Annotated in this window: 18 protein-coding genes; 11 read left to right on the top strand and 7 right to left on the bottom strand. The window is 62.7% G+C overall.

The features are described 5' to 3' along the window. The first annotated feature begins 128 nt into the window (after nucleotides 1–128). Nucleotides 129–1559: an APC family permease gene (locus ACIQH5_RS07225; protein ID WP_400401588.1), complete on the top strand. Its 1431-nt coding sequence runs from the start codon at nucleotides 129–131 to the stop codon at nucleotides 1557–1559. Here the strand turns inward: ACIQH5_RS07225 and ACIQH5_RS07230 are convergent. From ACIQH5_RS07230 to ACIQH5_RS07240, 3 genes are all read right to left on the bottom strand, one after another. Continuing rightward, nucleotides 1540–1851 carry a hypothetical protein gene (locus ACIQH5_RS07230; protein WP_400401874.1) on the bottom strand — a complete coding sequence of 104 codons (312 nt, stop codon included), beginning with the start codon at nucleotides 1849–1851 and terminating at the stop codon, nucleotides 1540–1542. The genes ACIQH5_RS07225 and ACIQH5_RS07230 overlap by 20 nt on opposite strands. A 173-nt stretch (nucleotides 1852–2024) precedes the next feature. After that, nucleotides 2025–2453 carry a universal stress protein gene (locus ACIQH5_RS07235; RefSeq protein ID WP_062072606.1) on the bottom strand — a complete coding sequence of 143 codons (429 nt, stop codon included), beginning with the start codon at nucleotides 2451–2453 and terminating at the stop codon, nucleotides 2025–2027. Beyond that, nucleotides 2450–3757 carry a PLP-dependent aminotransferase family protein gene (locus ACIQH5_RS07240; protein WP_400401591.1) on the bottom strand — a complete coding sequence of 436 codons (1308 nt, stop codon included), beginning with the start codon at nucleotides 3755–3757 and terminating at the stop codon, nucleotides 2450–2452. The genes ACIQH5_RS07235 and ACIQH5_RS07240 overlap by 4 nt, the downstream gene beginning before the upstream one ends. 110 nt (nucleotides 3758–3867) lie before the next feature. Here ACIQH5_RS07240 and ACIQH5_RS07245 point away from each other — a divergent pair, with 110 nt between their 5' ends. From ACIQH5_RS07245 to ACIQH5_RS07255, 3 genes are all read left to right on the top strand, one after another. Further along, on the top strand, nucleotides 3868–4716 hold the full coding sequence (locus ACIQH5_RS07245) for an isocitrate lyase/phosphoenolpyruvate mutase family protein (RefSeq protein ID WP_400401594.1): 849 nt from the start codon (nucleotides 3868–3870) through the stop codon (nucleotides 4714–4716). 101 nt (nucleotides 4717–4817) lie between these two features. Then, complete coding sequence (locus ACIQH5_RS07250; protein ID WP_400401596.1) at nucleotides 4818–5906, top strand: hypothetical protein; 1089 nt, start codon at nucleotides 4818–4820, stop codon at nucleotides 5904–5906. Continuing rightward, complete coding sequence (locus ACIQH5_RS07255; RefSeq protein WP_400401598.1) at nucleotides 5887–6426, top strand: hypothetical protein; 540 nt, start codon at nucleotides 5887–5889, stop codon at nucleotides 6424–6426. The genes ACIQH5_RS07250 and ACIQH5_RS07255 overlap by 20 nt, the downstream gene beginning before the upstream one ends. A gap of 30 nt (nucleotides 6427–6456) precedes the next feature. On the opposite strand, the gene ACIQH5_RS07260 is transcribed toward ACIQH5_RS07255, so the two are convergent. Both ACIQH5_RS07260 and ACIQH5_RS07265 read right to left on the bottom strand, forming a co-directional pair. Then, nucleotides 6457–7155, bottom strand: coding sequence for a GerMN domain-containing protein (locus tag ACIQH5_RS07260; protein WP_400401600.1), 699 nt, complete (start codon nucleotides 7153–7155; stop codon nucleotides 6457–6459). Between the two features lie 364 nt (nucleotides 7156–7519). Then, nucleotides 7520–8089: an NAD(P)H-dependent oxidoreductase gene (locus ACIQH5_RS07265; protein WP_400401603.1), complete on the bottom strand. Its 570-nt coding sequence runs from the start codon at nucleotides 8087–8089 to the stop codon at nucleotides 7520–7522. Nucleotides 8090–8212: 123 nt separating this feature from the next. Here ACIQH5_RS07265 and ACIQH5_RS07270 point away from each other — a divergent pair, with 123 nt between their 5' ends. The 6 genes from ACIQH5_RS07270 to ACIQH5_RS07295 all read left to right on the top strand — a co-directional run bounded on the left by ACIQH5_RS07270 (nucleotide 8213) and on the right by ACIQH5_RS07295 (nucleotide 16340). Continuing rightward, nucleotides 8213–8818, top strand: a complete 606-nt coding sequence (locus tag ACIQH5_RS07270; RefSeq protein WP_400401605.1) for a TetR/AcrR family transcriptional regulator — start codon at nucleotides 8213–8215, stop codon at nucleotides 8816–8818. Nucleotides 8819–9152: 334 nt separating this feature from the next. Continuing rightward, nucleotides 9153–10136, top strand: coding sequence for an ABC transporter permease (locus ACIQH5_RS07275; protein WP_400401607.1), 984 nt, complete (start codon nucleotides 9153–9155; stop codon nucleotides 10134–10136). Continuing rightward, nucleotides 10136–11095 (top strand): ABC transporter permease, encoded by a 960-nt coding sequence (locus ACIQH5_RS07280; RefSeq protein ID WP_400401608.1) that lies wholly within the window; start codon nucleotides 10136–10138, stop codon nucleotides 11093–11095. The genes ACIQH5_RS07275 and ACIQH5_RS07280 overlap by 1 nt, the downstream gene beginning before the upstream one ends. Beyond that, on the top strand, nucleotides 11092–13251 hold the full coding sequence (locus tag ACIQH5_RS07285; protein WP_400401610.1) for a dipeptide ABC transporter ATP-binding protein: 2160 nt from the start codon (nucleotides 11092–11094) through the stop codon (nucleotides 13249–13251). The genes ACIQH5_RS07280 and ACIQH5_RS07285 overlap by 4 nt, the downstream gene beginning before the upstream one ends. Before the next feature lie 79 nt (nucleotides 13252–13330). Further along, nucleotides 13331–15058, top strand: a complete 1728-nt coding sequence (locus ACIQH5_RS07290; RefSeq protein ID WP_400401612.1) for an ABC transporter substrate-binding protein — start codon at nucleotides 13331–13333, stop codon at nucleotides 15056–15058. A gap of 235 nt (nucleotides 15059–15293) precedes the next feature. After that, entirely contained in the window at nucleotides 15294–16340 is a 1047-nt protein-coding gene (locus tag ACIQH5_RS07295; RefSeq protein ID WP_400401614.1) for a Gfo/Idh/MocA family oxidoreductase, read from the top strand. Here ACIQH5_RS07295 and ACIQH5_RS07300 read toward each other — a convergent pair. Then, complete coding sequence (locus ACIQH5_RS07300) at nucleotides 16324–16806, bottom strand: hypothetical protein (protein ID WP_400401616.1); 483 nt, start codon at nucleotides 16804–16806, stop codon at nucleotides 16324–16326. The genes ACIQH5_RS07295 and ACIQH5_RS07300 overlap by 17 nt on opposite strands. Before the next feature lie 33 nt (nucleotides 16807–16839). Continuing rightward, a complete protein-coding gene (locus ACIQH5_RS07305; RefSeq protein ID WP_400401618.1) occupies nucleotides 16840–18045 on the bottom strand; it encodes a WXG100 family type VII secretion target in 1206 nt (401 codons plus the stop codon). A gap of 332 nt (nucleotides 18046–18377) precedes the next feature. Between ACIQH5_RS07305 and ACIQH5_RS07310 the strand changes: the two genes are divergently transcribed. Next, nucleotides 18378–19088, top strand: a complete 711-nt coding sequence (locus ACIQH5_RS07310; RefSeq protein ID WP_400401620.1) for a hypothetical protein — start codon at nucleotides 18378–18380, stop codon at nucleotides 19086–19088. Nucleotides 19089–19165: the final 77 nt, after the last annotated feature.

The following is a 19165-nucleotide window of genomic DNA, read 5'->3' on the forward strand; positions in this document are numbered from 1 at the left end:
CCCATGCTTCAAAGGCAAAGCGTCTGCTGGAGACTTTTGGAATACCAAAGCTGTACAAGAACGCGGCGGAGCCCTACTCTAATGAACAACATTCATTTATGTGACCCGGATCGCATCGAGGAGAGCCCATGACCATCCCTGGAAATAGCGCACTGGACCGCCCGGCAGCGGCCCCCACGCTCAAACGCGTTATGGGCCTGCCGTCGCTCATCGCCTTTGGCCTGACCTCCATGGGCATACTGTCCGTGGTGGCTGTCTATGGCGCGGGGACCGAGATCAGCGACGGACATCTGCCGGCCGCTTACATCGCTGCCCTGGTGGCGATGCTATTCACCGCGCATAGTTATGGTCAGATGGCCAGGCACATCCCCGTGACCGGTGGCGCCTACGCCTATGCCTCCCGGGCGTTCGGCAGCCCAGTGGGGTTCCTGGTGGGTTGGGCCATGATGCTGGACTATTTGTTCCTGCCGATGGTGAACTTCCTGCTCTTCGGCCTGTACCTCAACAGTTTGGTGCCTGTCATAGCGCCGCAGCTCGCCGTCCTGCTCTGCCTCTTGGTGGTGGGGCTCTTCAGCGTGATCGGCGTTGCGTGGATCAAGAAGTTGAACATCGTGGTGGTGGCGGCCTCAGTTCTGGTGATCCTGGTGTTCCTTGTCCTGGCTGTGGTCAATGCCCCGGACCTGTCCTTCGACAACATTGCCCGGCCCCTGACCTTGGGGGAGGGCGGGATTGCGCCTGTGATGGCGGCCGCGGCCATTGTGGCCTTCGCCTTCCTGGGATTCGATGGCGTCTCCACCCTTTCCGAAGAGACGCGTAACCCCCAGCGCGATGTTCCGCGGGGCATCATCCTGTCCACGCTCTTTGCCGGCTTGGGCTACACCTTGTTTTCCGTGGCCGGTAGTCTCATCGCTCCAGAGTGGAGATCGATCGCCAACCTCGACGCCGCGGGAACCGAGCTCATGCAGCGCGCCGGAGGCGATGTGCTCATGGTGGTATTCGTGGTGGTGAACCTTGGCGGGCTGGTCCTTTGCGGTACTGCTGCCCAGATGAGCGTCAGTCGCGTCATCTACGCCATGGGCAGGGACGGGATCCTGCCCGGCGCTTTGGCGAGGTTGCACCCGCGGTTCCGGACTCCGTATTTCGCGGCACTGCTTGTCTCCGCGGTGTCCTTGGTCGCCCTCGTGATCACGCTGGAGCAGGCGGTGTACATGATCAACTTCGGAGCTCTGGTGGCCTTCGCCGTGGTGAACCTCGCCACCATCAAGGTGGTCTTTTTCGACCTGCGGAAGCGGGGGCCAGCAGGGACCCTGCGCAATCTGGTCATGCCGGTGCTGGGTTTCGCCTTCATCGCCTGGCTATGGACTTCACTGGCGTGGTTCACATACCTGCTGGGCGCCGTGTGGCTTGCAGTCGGAGCTGTCATCTTGCTGCTGCGCAGGCGGAAGTCGGGAGGACAGGTGACTCTCAGGTTCGACGACGGCAAGGTCGCCGGGGACACTGCGCTCCCCGCGGGAGCCGGGCCGTTAGAACGCGAAGGCGCTAGAACGCCGGGTAATTGACCAGCAGCGCCTGAAGCTCCGTCGTCGACATGTGGTTTGCCATCTCAACGCTGATGCCCATGGCGACGGCGGCCACGGTAACCATTGCCACGCACGCAACGGACAGGAAGCGCCAGTCCTTACGGAAGACGCTGCCGATTGTTTCGGGCATCTCAAGGCTGGGGGAGATCATGTTGGGGGCGCTGTCCCAGGAGCCGTCGTCGAGCATGGCGATGATGCGATCGCTGCTCCGGTCATAGCGCATGGTGCTGATGTGGTTGCCGTGGCGGGCAAGCAAAATGTCGTGTCCCACGCGCTGGCGCGGCTGCAAAGTAAGCAAGAAAATGATCCCCTGAAGTCAGTAAGTGGAGGTGGCACGCGCCATTGGGGGCATCTCGATTTTATAACGATGACTTCGGGGATCTTGCCCAAAAGACGCCAAATGCCGGGTGAGACTCCCCACCCGGCGGCGTGATTCAGCTCGCTTTACGGCTGGTCAGTCTTGGCAATGTAGACGTCGCAAGGCGCAGTGTGGGCAACTGTGTTGGCCACACTGCCCAGTACACGGCCCAAGCCCTGCATGCGCCGGTTGCCCACCACAATGAGGCGGGCGTCCTGGACTTCAGCTTCCTTGACCAGCGCTTCACCCGGCTTGCCGCGGGCGGCCGAGTAGGTCACCTCAAGGCGGTCATCAGTGAGCTTCTCTGCCACCGCGCGGGCCACCGCTTCAGCTTCGGCGGCATCGGAGACGATCCACTTGTCGGTGCCGATCTCTACAACCTCTGTCCGGTTGCTGTCGAAGGCGCTCACCACGCGGAGATTGGCTCCAAGTCCGATCGCCAACTGCTGGGCGGCCTTCGCTGCCCTCATTGCCGTCTCGCTGCCGTCTACTCCGACGATCACAACTCCGGTCATTGTGGTGCTCCTTCATTGGTGGCTTCGATGGCTTCCGCCAGGACAGGGGCCAAGCGGCGGACGCCTTCGGCTATCGTATCCGGCGGGACGGCGCTGAACGCGAGGCGGAGCTTGTTGGAAGGTCCGTCGGCCGGCGAGAAGGCTGCGCCGGGGATGAAGACCACCCCTGCGTCGATTGCCTTCCCGAGCAGGGGATACGTGTCCACGCCTTCAGGAAGGGTGACCCAGACGAAGAAGCCGCCATCCGGGCGTGTCCAGGTGAGTCCGGCAGGCATGTACTTATCCAGCGCGGACAGCAGTGCTTGACAGCGTTCCGCATACAGGGACCGATAAGTGTCGATCTGCCCTTGCCAGTCATAGTCGCGGAGGTATGCCGAGACGAGCATTTGATTCAGCGGCGGCGGGCAAAGGGTCACGGCCTCGGAGGCCAGGTAGAAGCGACGCTGCAGATGCGCGGGAACCAGGGCCCAGCCGATCCGGAGTCCGGGAGCGAAGATCTTGGAGAACGATCCCAAGTAGATGACGTCATCCGGGTTGGCGGCCCGCATGGGCGTGATCGGGTGGCCGTCGAAGCGGAGGAGTCCGTAGGGGTTGTCCTCGAGGACGATGATATTCGCAGTGCGGCATATATCGACGATGCGCTGCCTGCGTTCTTGGGCAAGGGTGATGCCGGAGGGGTTGTTGAAGTTGGGGATGGTGTAGAGGAACTTGATGTTCTTGCCCTCGGACTGGAGTGCCGCAATCCTGGACTCGAGCAGCTCCGGTACCAGGCCGTCGTCGTCCATTTCAATCGGTTCCACCTGGACCTGGTACGCCTCGAACGTGTTCAGGGCGCCCACGTAGGTGGGGTTCTCCACCAGGACAACATCCCCTGGGTTGCAGAAGACCTTGGTGGCAACATCCTGAGCCGACTGCGATCCCGCGGTAATAACAACATTTTCGGGGAGGGCATCGTGGATCCCCTCGGCCGCCATGATGGTGCAAATTTGCTCGCGGAGTTCCTCGGTTCCTTGGCCACCGCCGTATTGCAGGGCGGTCATGCCCTCCTCTGCGATGATGCGGGCGGCGGTCTGTCCTAGCTTTTCCAGCGGCAGTGACTGCAGGTAGGGGTTGCCGCCGGCGAGGGAGACAAGGCCTGGCTGCATGGAGATGTCGAAGACATCCCGGACGGCGGACTGTTTGATGTTGGCGGCCCGCGCGGAGAACAATTCCTCGTGCGGGTGAGCGGCCGTGGCGGCCCGCTCAATGGCGTCGATGGCTTCAGCGGGCAGCGTTGCGCCGGCATCCAATGTTTCGTGGGTCACAGTGACAGGATACTCCTCGATGTTGCTAAAGAGGCAACAGTTGTTTTCGAATTGGTTCATTTTCCGGGTCTATCCTTTACGCCGGGATCGGGAAGGGCTGGAATGTAGCTATGACAGCGCACCGGGGATCCGTGACCAAGGCCGAACACTTCCATAAACTTCACGACGCCGGGCCCACCCCATTGGTTCTGGTGAACGTTTGGGACGCAGCCTCAGCCCGGGTTGTGGAGGAGGCAGGTGCCACGGCAATTGCCACCTCAAGCTCGGCCGTTTCCTGGAGCCTGGGCTTCAGGGATGGCGACCACGTGCCATGGGGCTTGGCGATGGCTGCACTGGGTCGCATCGCAGGGGCCACCCGGCTGCCGGTGACGGCTGACATCGAGACCGGCTACGGGCGCACTGACGAGGAACTTCGTGCCACGGTCCATGCGGTCCTGGACGAGGGAGCTGTGGGAATCAACATTGAGGACTCCGGAACGGAGCCGCTCACGGAGCTGATGGAACAGTCGCGGCGGATCGCCTTGATCCGCGCCGCTGCCGACGAGCGCGGTATACCGCTGTTCATCAACGCCCGCACGGACACCTACTTGTCCGGTCAGTTTCCGGAGACCGCGTTTGAGGAGACCTTGCGGCGTGCCGAGGCATACCTCACGGCAGGCGCGGACGGAGTCTTTGTGCCCGGCGTTGTGGACCTGCATGTCCTGCACGAGTTGTCCAACAGAGTTCCCGCCCCGCTCAACGCTTTGGCGGGTGTCGGTGCGCCGTCGCCCCTGGAACTGCACGACGCCGGCGTGCGACGCGTCAGCATCGGTGGCAATACGGCCAAAGCGGCCTATGCAAAGGTGGCCCGCGTGGCGAAGGAAATCCTCGGCGACGGCAACTGGGCCGGGCTCGCAGGCACTCGCAGCCACGACGAGATGGATTCGCTGTTCGCGCCGGGGCCCAAATACAGCCTGTGACCTGGCGCTGTCCGCGAGCGGGTTGACGCACGACGGCGGCGCTCGGCTTTAATGTCGGACCTTGCCCATAGCGTGGGTCACGGAAGACGAGGGGAGAATCCATGGCACGGCGCAGTGTGCAGTTCTGGCGGATCGAGCAGTTGAACGGTGACGGGCTCAACCGCCCATTTCCAGCGCGCCGTGTGGCCGAGGTGCTGAAGAAGGCCCAGGATGCCGGGACGGACAGGCACTTCACCAGTGTTGACGGCACGGTGTTACTCGCGCAGGCCGTGGCGTCATCGCCGCATCCCGTGCTGCTTTTGGACCGGGTGCGGGATACCAACCTGCCAAGCGTCGGAGACGCCCTTGGCCGGCGCAAGCCCCTTCCGTTGGCGCCCGGTGACCACCTGTTGGAGACAACCTACTTTGCCTTTCTGAAGCGCAACGTCATCGCGGTGCTGACCAGTGGCAACGGACCCCGGGCGTCCAGGATGGGCGAGTATCTCGAGGGAATGCTGGGGCTGGAGCCAGTCCTGGTGCCGGTTGTCCGTGAGGATATCGAGGAAATCCTCACACGCCTGGAGGTGAGCCGATTCGAGTTCGCCCTTCCTGCCGAACGCCTGTCCGGGAAGCTCATGGAAGGCGAATGGGCTGACGTCCTGGACAGCGCCTCACGCCTTATGAACGAGGGGACGTTCCGGATTTCCTTGAGCGTGGGCAGATCCGGCAAAGCCGAGGATAAACAACGGATTCGTGACCGTATCCAACAGTTGATTGATCTCTTCCGCAGGGCCGGATCCGTGGAACATTTCGACTACGTGGTGGCTGAAGGCAAGGACTCCCTGACGGGTGACCGCGAGGTGGTGGACCTTCTCAAGGAGCGGTTCATCTCGCACATCGACGTGGACCCGGACGTGTTCAACGACCCCCAAAAATCCACTGCTGAAGCAATATCCATCCTCAACAAGCAGGCCCGGGACAACGAGGCCTTTTTCGCCAGGACCCTGCCGGACGTCAAGGGCTCGGCGGACTCGGCCCTGGTTCCGGACATGGTTGCGGGGGGAATGGCCGCTGTTCGGGCGGCTCTCGCAGCCGCGGAGAGCCCTGAAACGGCCGGTCGGGTGGGAAAGGCAGGCAAAGCATCCGAAAAAGCGGATCAATCGGCCGGGGAGAACCAAGGCGGTGCAGATCATGAGCTTGTACGAGGTTGATATCCAGCGGACCGGCCGCCGCAGGACTCTGTGGCGTTGGTTTCTGTTGCACCCCAGCGCCGACTTCGCTTGGGCTGCGCTTGCCGTGCTGATCTGGCTGGGAATCGCCCTGCTGGCACGTCAACCGCTGATGCTGGAGGCCGTGGATCCGGGTGCGCGGCGAACCTTGTTCCAAACGCTGGCCACCCTTGCCGGGGCCACCGCAGGGCTGACACTCACCAGTGTGTCCATGCTGATCAATGTGCTGGGAAAGAAAGCTGCGCCAGGTCAGCGGGAACTTCCCTTGGAGAAACTGTCCGCAGCACACAGGCGCCAGATCGGCGAGGTGTTCCTTTTTGCCATCCCTGGACTGGGCTTGCTGGTGGTCGTTGCCTTGGTGACAGTGGTTCTGGAAGGAGACTCCGTCACGGGCTTGTGGATCCCTGAAGTGCTGGTCTTCGTGCTGGCCTTCGCTTCCATTTTGGCCTTGCTGCGGGTGGCGTGGGCTCTCCGAAGGGTGCTGGCGATCGCGACGGCGTGAGGCCGGAAGCCATGGAACAGCAGCCCGCCATCATCGCACGCTCAGTGCCTCCGTCAGTGTCCGGCCATTCACGTAGATCTCGGCACGCGACGCACCACTGGCCTGCACTATGGTCTGCGTCAGTTGCGCCTGGATCCGCGGGATGTCGCACACGCCGCCGGGCCGCAGTGATCCGCTGAGGTTCACCACCACTGTTGCCCCGTTCATGTAGCCGGAGAGATAGCGCAGCGACGAATTGGCCAGTGCGTCATAGAGGGCTGCATCGCTGTCCACCGGCATTCCGGCGCCCAGTAGCCGGCCGAGCGCTACGGACAACGGATCGCCGGGGACGGCAACGCCCCTGACAGGTACCAGGCTGTCGTTGCAGCCGAAGCGCACGCCGCGCGCGCCGCCGTCGTCGATTGCCACGTAGTAGACCGCTGGTCCGGTGTTCGCCACATCCACGGGGATGACGGTAGGGATGGCTGTTGGTTCAGGCGCGCTGGTGCCCGGGCGGGGTGAAGGCTCGACGGCAGCGGCCGGCCGGGTCGGCGACGCCTGGGACGGAGCGTTCGAGGGCGCGGGAGTTGGTGCTGACGGCGAGGGCGGCGCGGCGGGGACGGCAACGGAGGGAAGGCCGGTGTTTGAAGCGGGAGGATCCGAAGGGGCAGGAGCCGACGCAGCAGGCCCCGAAGCAGGGGGCGCGGGAGCGGTGGGCGCGGTAGCCGTGGGCACAGTATTCGTGGGCACCCCGCTCGGTGATGGGGCCCGCGTGTCCACGGAAACCGTCGGTAGGGGAGGCGCGCTGTCTGGACCTGTTGATCCGGAAGGGGCGGTAGTGCAGCCTGCCACCCACAGACCGAAGACGAGGCAGGCAGCGGCGATCGTCGTCGTACTTTTTGGTCCCGGTCCGGCATGCATGACAGCCCCGCGCTCCTGTCCGTCCACCTGTACTTCCAACGGTAGGACGGGACGGCCGAACACAACATGCCGTTACGGTGACGGTTCGGACAAGAGTTGATCACGCCCGGCCGCGCCCGCCACTAAGAACAACTGGCACGCGAATGCCCCCGCCCCGCAGATCGCGGAACGGGGGCATCAAAAGCGAAAAAGCTTAGGCTGCTGCTTCTTCTTCATCCTGAACGGCAGTCAGCGGCTCGAAGATGCCCTTGATCTGCTCAACAACCTCGGCGTCGTCTTTCGGGTGCAGTTCAGCGAAGCGGATCATGGAACCCGGGACGGCCAGCTTGACGTCTTCGAGGACCTTGGCGCCGGCAATACCGGCGGCCTTACGGGCCTCATCCTGGGCCCACACGCCACCGAACTGGCCAAAAGCGGTTCCGACGACGGCGGTCGGCTTGCCGGAGAGGGCGCCGGCGCCGAACGGGCGGGACAGCCAGTCAATGGCGTTCTTCAAGGAGGCAGGCATGGTGCCGTTGTGCTCGGGGGTGACGAGCAGGATGGTGTCGGCGTCGGCTGCTGCAGCGCGGAGAGCGGCGGCTTCGGCAGGGACCTGGCCTTCGACGTCGATGTCCTCGTTATAGAAGGGGATGGTGCCCAGCGAGCCGTGGATCTGCACGTCAACGTTCTCCGGTGCGTTCAACTGGATGGCTTCGGCGAGTTTCCGGTTGTGGGAATCGGCGCGCAGGCTGCCGACGAGGGTAAGAACTGTGCTCTTGGACATGGTGTCTCCTTGTGTCTGGCCGGTGCCTTGCGGATCCGGCCTGCGTTGTGGGGGCTTTGTGGCCTTCATCGATACTAAACGGACTATGGTCCGCTTTCTATTCCCGGGGTCTAGAATATTTCTGTGAGCTCGATCCCCCTTCGACCGGACGTGCCCCTGGGTGCGCCCCATGAGCGCAGTGACGCAGCGAGAAATCGTGAGCGCCTCCTCAACGCTGCCCGGGATTTAGTGGCCGAGTTCGGCGCGGAGGCACTGACCATGGATGCGCTGGCCTGCAAGGCCAAGGTTGGCAAGGGGACGGTGTTCCGCCGCTTCGGGAGCCGGGCCGGGCTCATGATGACGCTGCTGAGCGACTCGGAGTCCGAATTCCAGGCCGGTTTCATGTTTGGACCCCCGCCCCTTGGCCCGGGCGCCGCACCAAGGGATCGCTTGGTGGCCTTCGGCGAGGGGCGCATCTACTTCGTCCTGGAAAACGGCGAACTCTTGAAGGCCGCCGGGGCCGCGACGCGCAACAGGTTCGATGTTCCCGCAACCAAACTGTCGCATCGACATATGGAGGTCCTGCTGCGGGAGGCGGGAATCGCGGATCCTTGGGTGATGGCGATGTCCCTGACTTACGCACTGGACCCTGAACGAATAGTCGACGACGTCCGTGTCCGCGGTATTTCTCCCACCCGGCTGGCGGATTCCTGGCGCGAGCTGATCACGCGGCTTTTGGATCCGGCTTAACCCGCGTCCCGCCCGGCTACCCGGCCCTTGGTTGCCCACCCGCGCGCTGCGCTGTGAGCGCGTTAGTACCGCCGTCGTCGTAAACATGACGCAACCTGCACATAACAATCTGGCTGCAGGAGCGAAACTGGACGCCGTGAAGCAAAACGTGAAGCAGTTATTGTGGTAGTTTCCTCTTGAATGTGACGCATGCCATACAGGGCTGGTGATCACTGAAGGGGTGCCGGGGGAGCCAACAACCCGCTGCGCCAATTCGTAGCTGACGCCGGCCACAGCCGGGAACCGCGGAAGGACGAGCATTGAGTTTTGCCACGATTCGGGGCAGCCGCCCGACATGCTGAAATATCTGATGAAGCGGTCAGGCATTTACCTGATCATGATCTTCCTGACCACCAGTGCAGGCTACTTCCTGGCAGTCTCGTCGCTGAAACCGGCAGTTCTGGAGCAGGAAAAAATCCCTCGGCCCACCCCCGAACAGGTAGCCGCGTCTTTCCGAGGACTGGGCCTTGACCCGGAGTTGAACCCCTGGGAACGGTACGTTCAATGGCTCGGCGGCATCGTCACCCGCTGGGACTGGGGCCGCAGCCCGAACGGCGCCTTCGTCAACGCCGAATTCGCTGACCGTGTGATGGTCTCCACCCGGCTGTTCATCGCCTCGATTATCCTCACCCTGATCATCGGCGTAGCCCTCGGTGTCTACTCCGCAGCCCGCCAGTACAAAGTCCAGGACCGCGTCATCACGTCCTACAGCTACCTGGTCCACATCCTGCCCGCCCCCATCGCCTACTTCCTAGTGCAGTTGGGCGCCATTGGCATCAACGAGGCTGTGGGGCAGCGCATTTTCTTCGTGACGGGAATTTCGACGCCGGGAATTGAGCCAGGCTGGCCGGCTTTCGTTGACCTTGTGGCCCACTACGCCGTGCCCACCTTCGCGATGACCATCTTCGGTTGGGCCGGTTACCAGATCGCCCAGCGGCAGTACCTCCTGGACAACGTGAATGCTGACTTCGTCCGCACCGCCCGGGCCAAGGGGCTTACCCGGAACCAGGCCATCCGGAAGCACGCCCTGCGGGTGTCCTTCATCCCGGTGGCCCAGAGCATCGCCTTCACCATCCCGGCGATCTTCACGGGAGGCTTCTTCGCCGAGGCGATCTTCGCCTGGCCGGGCATTGGTCTCTGGAGCATCCAGGCCATCAGCCTGCAGGACGTCAACGTCGCCACTGCCACGCTGGCTTATGGCTCAGTGATCTTCGCGATCGGCGCCATCCTTGCCGACTTCGCCACCACGCTGGTCGATCCACGAGTGAGGGTCCAGTAATGACCAACATCATTGATCCCATTGCGGAAATCGACGAAGCCCGGGTTGGTGACTCGGACGTCGTCATCGGCAAATCCCGCATCATCTTCCGTCGCTTCATGCGTAACCGGACCGCCGTCGCCGGCTTGTTTATTTTCCTCGCCTTGTTCCTCTTTTCGATCTTTGGCGGTTTCCTGACGTCGTGGGATAAGGACACCCTTGATCCGTTGAACATCGGCATGCCACCCTCGCCGGACCACTTGCTGGGGACCACGCAGGCCGGCATCGACCTCATGGCGCTCATTGTGGACGGCACCCGGACCTCCATTCTCATCGGCCTCATTGTGGGCGGCGTTTCGGTGCTGATCTCCGCGGTGTATGGCTGCACCATGGCATTCTTCGGGGGCAAGGTGGACGCCACCATGCTGTTCATCCTTGAGGCGCTCATCATGATGCCGGCCATTCTGGTGGTGGCCGTGGCAACCAGCGGCAGCGGTGGCCTGAAGGACCTTCCCAGCTGGCTCTTGCTTGTAGTGGTCCTGCTGTTCTTCAGCTGGATGGGAACTGCCCGCCTGGTGCGCTCGCTGTCCATGTCCCTCATGCAGCGCGACTACGTCAAAGCCGCCAAGTACATGGGAGTCCCTTCCCGCAGGATCGTGTGGCGTCACTTGGTTCCCAACATCGGCTCGCTGCTGGTGCTCGACTTCACCCGCGGCATCACCGGCGCGATCCTGGCCGAGGTTGCGTTCTCCTTCATTGGCATCGGCATCAAGCTTCCTGACGTCAGCCTCGGTGTCCTGATCGGCCAGGCCACCGGCCAGGTGTCGTCCTTCCCCTGGATGTTCTGGGTACCCCTGACTGTCATGTTCCTGCTGACGGGGTCACTGGCCATGATGAACGACGGCCTCCGTGACGCCTTCGACCCCAGCTCCAGCTCCATTGGACGGGCCAAGACCAAGACCGCAAAGGCTGCCAAATGAGCACCAACATCACTCCCGCTGAGCGTCTCCGCGACGCCGGGCTCTACGCCCCCGGCGACGCCGTCCTGAGCGTTCGCGACCTCAACGTCCGCTTCAACTCCGAGAACGGCGTGGTCCACGCAGTCCGCGGAGTGGACTTCGACCTCATGCCGGGCAAAACACTGGGCATCGTGGGTGAATCCGGTTCCGGTAAGTCCGTCACATCCATGGCCATCATGGGTTTGCTCCCGGAAACCGCGGACATCACCGGTTCCGTGCGCTTCAAGGGCAAAGAACTGCTAGGCCTCAGCGACAAAGCCATGTGCAAGCACCGCGGCAGCGACATCGCCATGGTGTTCCAGGACCCGCTCTCCTCACTGACCCCCGTCTACACGGTGGGACACCAGATCATCGAGGCGCTGACGGTCCACAACCCCACCATGAGCAAGCAGGCCAAAGAAACCCGCGCCGTCGACCTCTTGCGGATGGTGGGCATCCCGAGCCCCAAGGACCGGCTGAAAGCCTTCCCGCACGAATTTTCCGGCGGCATGCGCCAGCGCGTCATGATCGCGATCGCCATCGCCAACGATCCCAGGGTGCTCATCGCTGATGAACCCACGACGGCGCTCGACGTCACCATCCAGGCGCAGGTGCTGGAAGTACTGCACACCGCGCAGGAGGAGACCGGCGCCGCCGTCGTCATGATCACGCACGACCTCGGTGTCGTAGCCGGCATGGCCGACGACATCATGGTCATGTACGCAGGCAAACCGGTGGAAACCGGCACTGTTGAGGACATCTACTACAACCCGCGGATGCCGTACACGCTGGGCCTGCTTGGTGCTGTACCTCGGGTGGATACCGCCACCAAGCAGTCGCTGGTACCTATCGAAGGAACTCCGCCCAACCTCGCCCTGCCGGTGACTGGCTGCTCCTTCGCGGCCCGTTGCCCCTTGGTCAGCGACGCCTGCCTGCACGGCGAACCGGAACTGTTCCCGGTACCTGGCACGGAGGGGCAGACCCTGGGACACAAAGCCGCTTGCATCAAGGCTGGCGAACTGTCCGGTAACGCTGACGCTCACAAGATTTTCCATGCGCCGCCCAAGCCGGTGTCAAAGTTCGACGGCGTCGCCCGCGTCGAGCGCCAAAAGGTCCTGGAACTCAAGGACGTCAAAAAGCACTTCCCGCTGCTCAAGGGTGCCTTGATCAAGCGACGAATCGGCACGGTCAAGGCCGTGGATGGCCTGAGCTTTGATATCCGCGAAGGTGAGTGCGTTTCCATTGTGGGGGAGTCCGGCTGCGGCAAGACCACCACACTCCTGGAAATCATGGAGTTCCACCCGGACCAGGTGGGCGAAGTGGTCATCGGCGGCGTCAGCAACAAGGTGGCCACCGATCACAAGACCAAGATGGCCATGCGCAAGGAAATGCAGATGGTCTTCCAGGACCCCACGGGCGCCCTGGACCCGCGTTTCACCGTGTACGAAGTCCTGGCCGAACCGCTGGAAAACCTGGGCATGCCCAAGGCCGCCATCAAGAAACGCATCATGGAACTCATGAAGCTGGTGGGCTTGCAGCCGGACCACGTGAACCGCTTCCCCAACCAGTTCTCCGGCGGCCAGCGCCAGCGCATCGGCATCGCCCGTGCGCTCGCCGTGAATCCGAAGCTCGTTGTCCTGGACGAACCCATCTCCGCACTGGACGTATCCGTGCAAGCCGGTGTCATCAACCTGCTGGACAAGCTCCGTGCCGAACTGGGCCTGAGCTACCTCATGGTGGCCCACGACCTCTCGGTGGTCCGACACATCTCCGATCGCGTTGCCGTGATGTACCTCGGCAAGATTGTGGAAACCGGAGACGTGGATGATGTCTTCGACAACCCGCGCCACCCCTACACCCGGGCCCTGCTGTCCGCGATCCCGGTGCCGGACCCCAATCTGGAACGCACCCGCGAACGCATCATCCTGCAGGGGGACCTTCCCAGCCCGCTTGATGCTCCCAAGGGATGCAATTTCGCCACCCGCTGTCCCGTGTTTGCCGCACTACCTGCCGCGAAGCAGGAGAAGTGCCTTACTCTGGAGCCGCCATTGGCCTCGGAAAAGGAAGGCACACAGGATTTCGCGTGCTTCTTCCCCGATGGAGAGATAGATGCCGACATGCTGGTGGTGCATGCCTGACGACATATGACGCTTTTGAAATGAATCTCTGGTCTCAACTCGCAATTGAATTTCCAGTCGTAAACATGAAGGGCAAACCATGAAAAAGTACACGACGATCGGTGGCGTAGCGCTCGTAGCAACGCTTATGCTGACCGCTTGCGGCGGGGGAACGCCGTCGGGTCCGGCCTCTCAGAAGGCCGAAGAGAGCGGAGGCGATATCAGCAAGCTGATCAGCGTCAACGCCAAGGAAGCAAAAGACCTGGAGCAGGGCGGCACGCTCACGCTGGGTGTAGGCAGCATTGGGCCGGACTTCAACGGCTTCTCGAATGTGGGCAACAGCGCTGACAACTCAGCCCTGATGACTCCCGTCAACACTGCCTCCATCAACAGCGGTGGCATTGGCGGCTGCTGGAAGCTGGACTTCGATGGCAAGGCAGAGCCGAATAAAGACTTCTGCGAAGACGTCAAGAGCGAAGTCAAGGACGGCAAGCAGACCGTCACGATTAAGATCAACGACAAAGCGACGTGGAACGATGGCACGCCCATCGACGTCAAGACGTTCCAAAACACCTGGAACATGCTCAAGGGTGAAGACAAGTCAATCGACATCGTGACCGCAGGTGCTTACGCTTTCGTCGATTCAGTCAAGGCGGGTGCCAACGACAAGGAAGTCATTGTCACCACTACCCAGCCGGTCTTTCCGTTGGAAGGCCTCTTCTTTGGCTTGATCCACCCGGCCATCAATACCCCCGAGATCTTCAACACGGGATTTGCCGGCAACATGCACCCCGAATGGATGGCAGGGCCGTTCAAGGTGGAGAACTACGACACCACCGCCAAGACGGTCACCATGGTGCCCAACGACAAATGGTGGGGCCAGAAGCCGGTCCTCGAAAAGGTCATCTGGCGCCAAATGGAGCCGAGCGCAACTATCGCCGCCTTCAAGAATGGTGAGATCGACGCCGCCAACGGCCGTACGCTTGGCCGCTACAAGCAGCTCGAGGGAACCACCAACTCTGAGGTCCGCCGCGGTCAGCGCCTGTTTGCCGGTGGTCTGAACCTCAACGCCAAGCGCCCGGCCCTCACCGACGTCGCCGTGCGCAAGGCGATCTTCACCGCCGTGGACCGCAAGGCCATCCGCGATGTCCGCTTCAACGGCTTGAACTGGTCCGAAGAGAGCTCGGGCTCCATGATGCTGATGCCGTTCTCCGAGTACTACCAGGACAACTACCCCGTGAAGGACACCGGCGCGGACGCTGCCAAGAAGGTCCTGACGGATGCCGGTTACACGGCGAACGACAAGGGCATTATGGCCAAGGATGGCGTCCCCGTCTCCTTCAAGATCACCAACTTCGGTGACGACCCCACCACGGCTGCAACCTCGCAGACCCTGCAGAAGCAGCTCCAGGCGGCTGGCATGGATGTTTCCATCGACCAGCGTGGTGACGCTGACTTTGGCAAGGTCATCGGCGGACGCGAGTTCGACGTGACCATCTCCGGTTACACCGTGGGCCCGGACGCTACTGATGCGGTAAAGCAGTACTACGACTCCGCTACGAACGAAAACGGCTTGGGCGACGCTGAACTCGACGCGGAAATCAAACGTTTGGCAACCATCGCCGATGACACTGAGCGCAACAAGGCTGCCATGGAGGTTGAGAAGAAGCACATGGAGAAGTACTTCTCCATGGGTACTGTCCTCAACGGCCCGGAGATCCAGTTCGTGCGCACGGGCCTGGCCAATTACGGCCCGTCCCTGTTCAAGAGCCTGTCCAACGTTCCGGACTGGACCACCATCGGCTGGGAAAAGGGCGCCAAGAAGTAGCCCCTATTCTATAGTTTCCAAGGTGTAGTTTCCTGAAGGCCGGGAACCCCTGAGCTGATTCATCAGTGCGGGGAGGTTCCCGGCCTTCGCCGTCCCCACCCTCTCTCACATCCCGCGTGCTTCAGCTGATCCCTCTCTCACATCCCGCGTGCTTCAGCCGATCCCTCGCTCACCTGGTGATAGAGGGTCGGCGGGAAAGGGCTATTACCTGCGAGAGGGTCGGTAGCCTAGGCACATGACTTCCGATCCGATCCGTACCGCCGTCGCAGGTTTTGGCCTGTCGGGCAGCGTCTTCCACGCCCCCTTCATCGCGAGCAACCCTGCTTATGAGCTTGCCGTCATCGCAACGTCGGACGCCGGGAGGCAGGCGAAAGCGAAAGATCGCTACCCGGAAGCCACCATCGTCAACACCCCGGAGGACATCCTGGCCCTCGCTGACGCGCTGGACCTGATCGTTCTGGGCACTCCGCCCGCCACCCATTTCCCCCTTGCGAAAGCTGCGCTGGAAGCCGGGCTCGACGTCGTCGTGGATAAACCGTTCACGGTGCGCAGCGCCGAGGGCGAGGAACTGATCCAGCTGGCGGCAAAACTGGGGCGTGTCCTCACTGTCTACCAAAACCGGCGGTGGGATGGTGACTCGCTGACGGTGAAGAAACTGCTCGACGCCGGGACGCTGGGAACTGTGACCCGGTTTGAGGTGGGCATGGAACGCTGGGCGCCGGAGATTTCAAAGGCCTGGAAAGCCAGCGCCACGGCAGACGACGGCGGCGGTGTCCTGTTCGACCTCGGCACCCACGTCCTCGATCTCACTCTCCGATTCTTTGGGCCGGCAACCGTCACTTTCGCGGAAATACAGGCTCGTCGTCCTCAGGAAAGCGCCGATGACGACGTCTTTCTTGTGCTCAAGCACGAGTCGGGTGTGGTCAGCCATGTCACCATCAACCTCAACAGCCACCTCCCTGGCCCACGCTTCCGCATCCTCGGCACAGAGGGCGGCTTCGTGAAGTTCGGCACCGACCCGCAGGAGCCCTATGTGCTGGGTGGCGGCCTTCCGACAGACGCGGAGTACGGCGTCGAGCCTTCGCAAAACCATGGCACGCTTGAGTCAAACGGGCAGCGCATCACCATCCCCACAGAGCGCGGTGCGTACCCCGAGTTCTACAGGCTCCTCGCCGAAAAGCTCGACGACGGCGGCGCAGCCTCCGCGCTTCCGGCGCCAGTGGATCCGGCTGATTCCGTTGCGGTGCTGAAGCTGATTGAGCAGGCTAGGGCGCTGGCGTGACGCCCGCGCTGGCAACCAGCGAATAGATGGCCTTGAGGTCGTCATTGCCTTCGACCGGCTGGCAGCTCCCGGTCAGCTGGACCACGTCGGCGGCTACGTCCTGATGGACCACTGTGACGGCGGTGAACTGCGTCAGCGAGCCCGCCTGCGGGTGGGTGTAACGTGCCTCGCGCACGTGCCAATCCCGGCCATTGATCACCACGGGCTCTGTGGCGAGCAGGACTGCATCCGGCAAGGCATCCAGGAACGAGTCTACGGATGCGGCGATGTCCTGGAGCTGGTATCCGGGCAAGCGACGCGACACCGAGATGACCACATTGGCGGTGTACTTGCCCTCGGATGTGGGGGCCATGAAGGCGCCCACGGCATCGGGAACCACCTGCTGGGTCCAACCCTCCGGCGGCGTGAGCTTGATGGAGGGGTAGGCGGGAAAAGCTTCGGACGGGAAAACCTGTTGCGATGTCATGGGAGTCCTTCGGAGCAGTGTCTGTGCAGGAAGCTATTTATTGAGGAAGTCGACGAATCCGGTCACGGAATCCACAAATCCGGACGGGCTGAGGGTGATCTGGCCACCCGCACCCAGCCCCAGTTCCGCGGTGAGCTTGGCGCCGGCGCCGAGGGTGAGACCGTCTTCATCCATGGAAGCCGTGAAGAAGTGGCCCTCGCCAGCTCCGGCGGCCACCGTTGCGTTCAGTGTTAGTGTCTGGCCCAAAACTTCGACGTACCGGCTCCCGGTCAGTTCTGCTCCGGCACCTGCACTGAACGCTGTACCGGTGGTCTCGCGGCCCTTGACGTTGACTTCGCCTTCGCCGGCGCTTGCCCAAGCACCGGCGCGCAACTCCCCGCCCTGTCCCAGGGAGAACAAGCCACCAGCGAACTCCGTCTGGTTATCCATGGTGACCTTCTGGCCGGCGAAGCCCTCGCCGCCGGCCGAAAAGAGGAACGGGCTGCTGGCATTGGCGTGGGCGCTGGCCTCCACTCCTGTCATCATTCGCGTGGTGGAGGTGTTGGTGACCCAGCCGTCGAAGAAATCGGATCGTACGGTGGTCACGTTCTCTGCACCGGCAAACGCTTCGCCGTTGGCGTGGGCGGTGGGAAGTCCCAGCCCGAAGGGCACGGTGGCCCCGTACTCGCCGCTGGCGCGGGCACCCACAAAGGTTTCGTTGGTGACGGTCGTCTTGACGGGACCGAACTCTGAGCCCGCCTTCCAGGTCATGTCACCTCCGGTGGAGGCCTCGCCGGAGCCGCCAACATCAATGCCTGTGGGACCTAGGGATCCGTGCGTTTCGCCCGATGCTTTACTGTCGAAGGAGCCGTTGCCTTCAACCGTGAAGGGCCCATAGGTGGTGGGATCAAAGGTGAACTCCAGCGACCCCGGGGTTGCCCTGCCAGACCCGTTGGAAAGTCCTCCCTTGGATCCTCCGGCCGAACCACCCAAAGAGGCTTGTTCCTGCTGGTCTGCGTTGAGTTTCAGGGCGCGGGCGTTGGTCCGCAGGCAAACAGCTGCTGCTCCCAACCGTCCGTGAAGATCGCTTTGCCACCTGCTCCGGAACTGGTCAGCGTCATTTCCCTGCCAGTACGAACCCGCCTGGATCATCGCCGTGAGTTGCTGTTGAAGACTGGTGATCTTCTCAGCCTCAGCGTCCATGACAGCGGACAAACGCCGGAGATCCCCGACGTCCGCGCCTACCAGTCCCTGCCCCATCAGATGCTCAGCCCCATCACGTATCCCCCTGAACGTAGTGACATGTCGGTTCCCGGGCATTCACCATTCCCGGCGGTTTCCTGAGCATAGTTGGCTGCTGCCCAACCGGCCATGGGGACATCTAGCCAGTGTGGACAAGGAGCCGTATGTGGATAACGGCAGTACGGAGGAGAAGCAGGACCCAAGCCCTGAAAAAGAATTTTGAACAACGCGTAACCTCACCGCCGCCACGAACGATGTAGGGGGTGTGCGGGCCACGTCCGCACACTGATCATCCGGTCGCGACCCAACCGCGGCCGGGGCAATCCCAAAATCGTTTGTCGGAGGGTTTCATGTCCTTGTTCACTGTCCTTGCCACCAGCAAAGTCGCCGCGGGCGTCCTGGCTGCCGGAGCCGTAGCTGCCGGTGGAACCGGCGTCGCTGCCTTCAATGGCGCACTTCCAACCGAATTCCAGCAGACCGCCCACAACCTCGTTGGTGCGCCGGCCCCGGTAGCTGAGAAGGCCGCTGAAGCCGCCGATTCCGCAGTAGCCGACGCCACCGACGCCACCGAAGGCGCCAAGACCAACGCAACTGACGCCGCCGAGGCCGGCCAGGCCAAGGCTGCCGACGCAGTATCCGGTGCCAAGGCTGCGGCAGAGGACGCCACCTCCCCGGAGGCTTTCGGCCTCTGCACCGCTTTCCTCAATGGCGGCCTGAAGTCCGACACGAAGGTCCCGGGCTTCGAGTCCTTGACCATCGCTGCCGGTGGCGAAGCCAAGGTGGAGGCGCACTGCGAGTCCGTGGTGGAAGCCGGTAAGGCTGCCGGCCTGAAGGCTGACGGTTCGGCAAAGGCCGAGGCCGACGTCGACGCCGCAGTGACGTCCGAACTGCCTGCTACCCCTGCAGTACCGGCGGTTCCCGCAGTGCCGGGCGTTCCCTCTGTTCCCGCCACGCCGGCTGTCCCCGCAGTGCCTGCCGTTCCTGGAACTCCTGAGCTGCCCACCCAGGTTCCCACCGAGGTCCCGGCTGTTCCGGGTGCACCCCTCGATTCTGTCCGCTAAGCAAGCAGCGGTTACGGTTTAAGGGCGGGGCTCCTTGGCTTAGGACAAGGAGCCCCGCTACGTAATGTGGTGTGGGA

This window comes from Paenarthrobacter sp. NPDC091711 (assembly GCF_044756605.1).
Classification (GTDB): Bacteria; Actinomycetota; Actinomycetes; order Actinomycetales; family Micrococcaceae; genus Arthrobacter.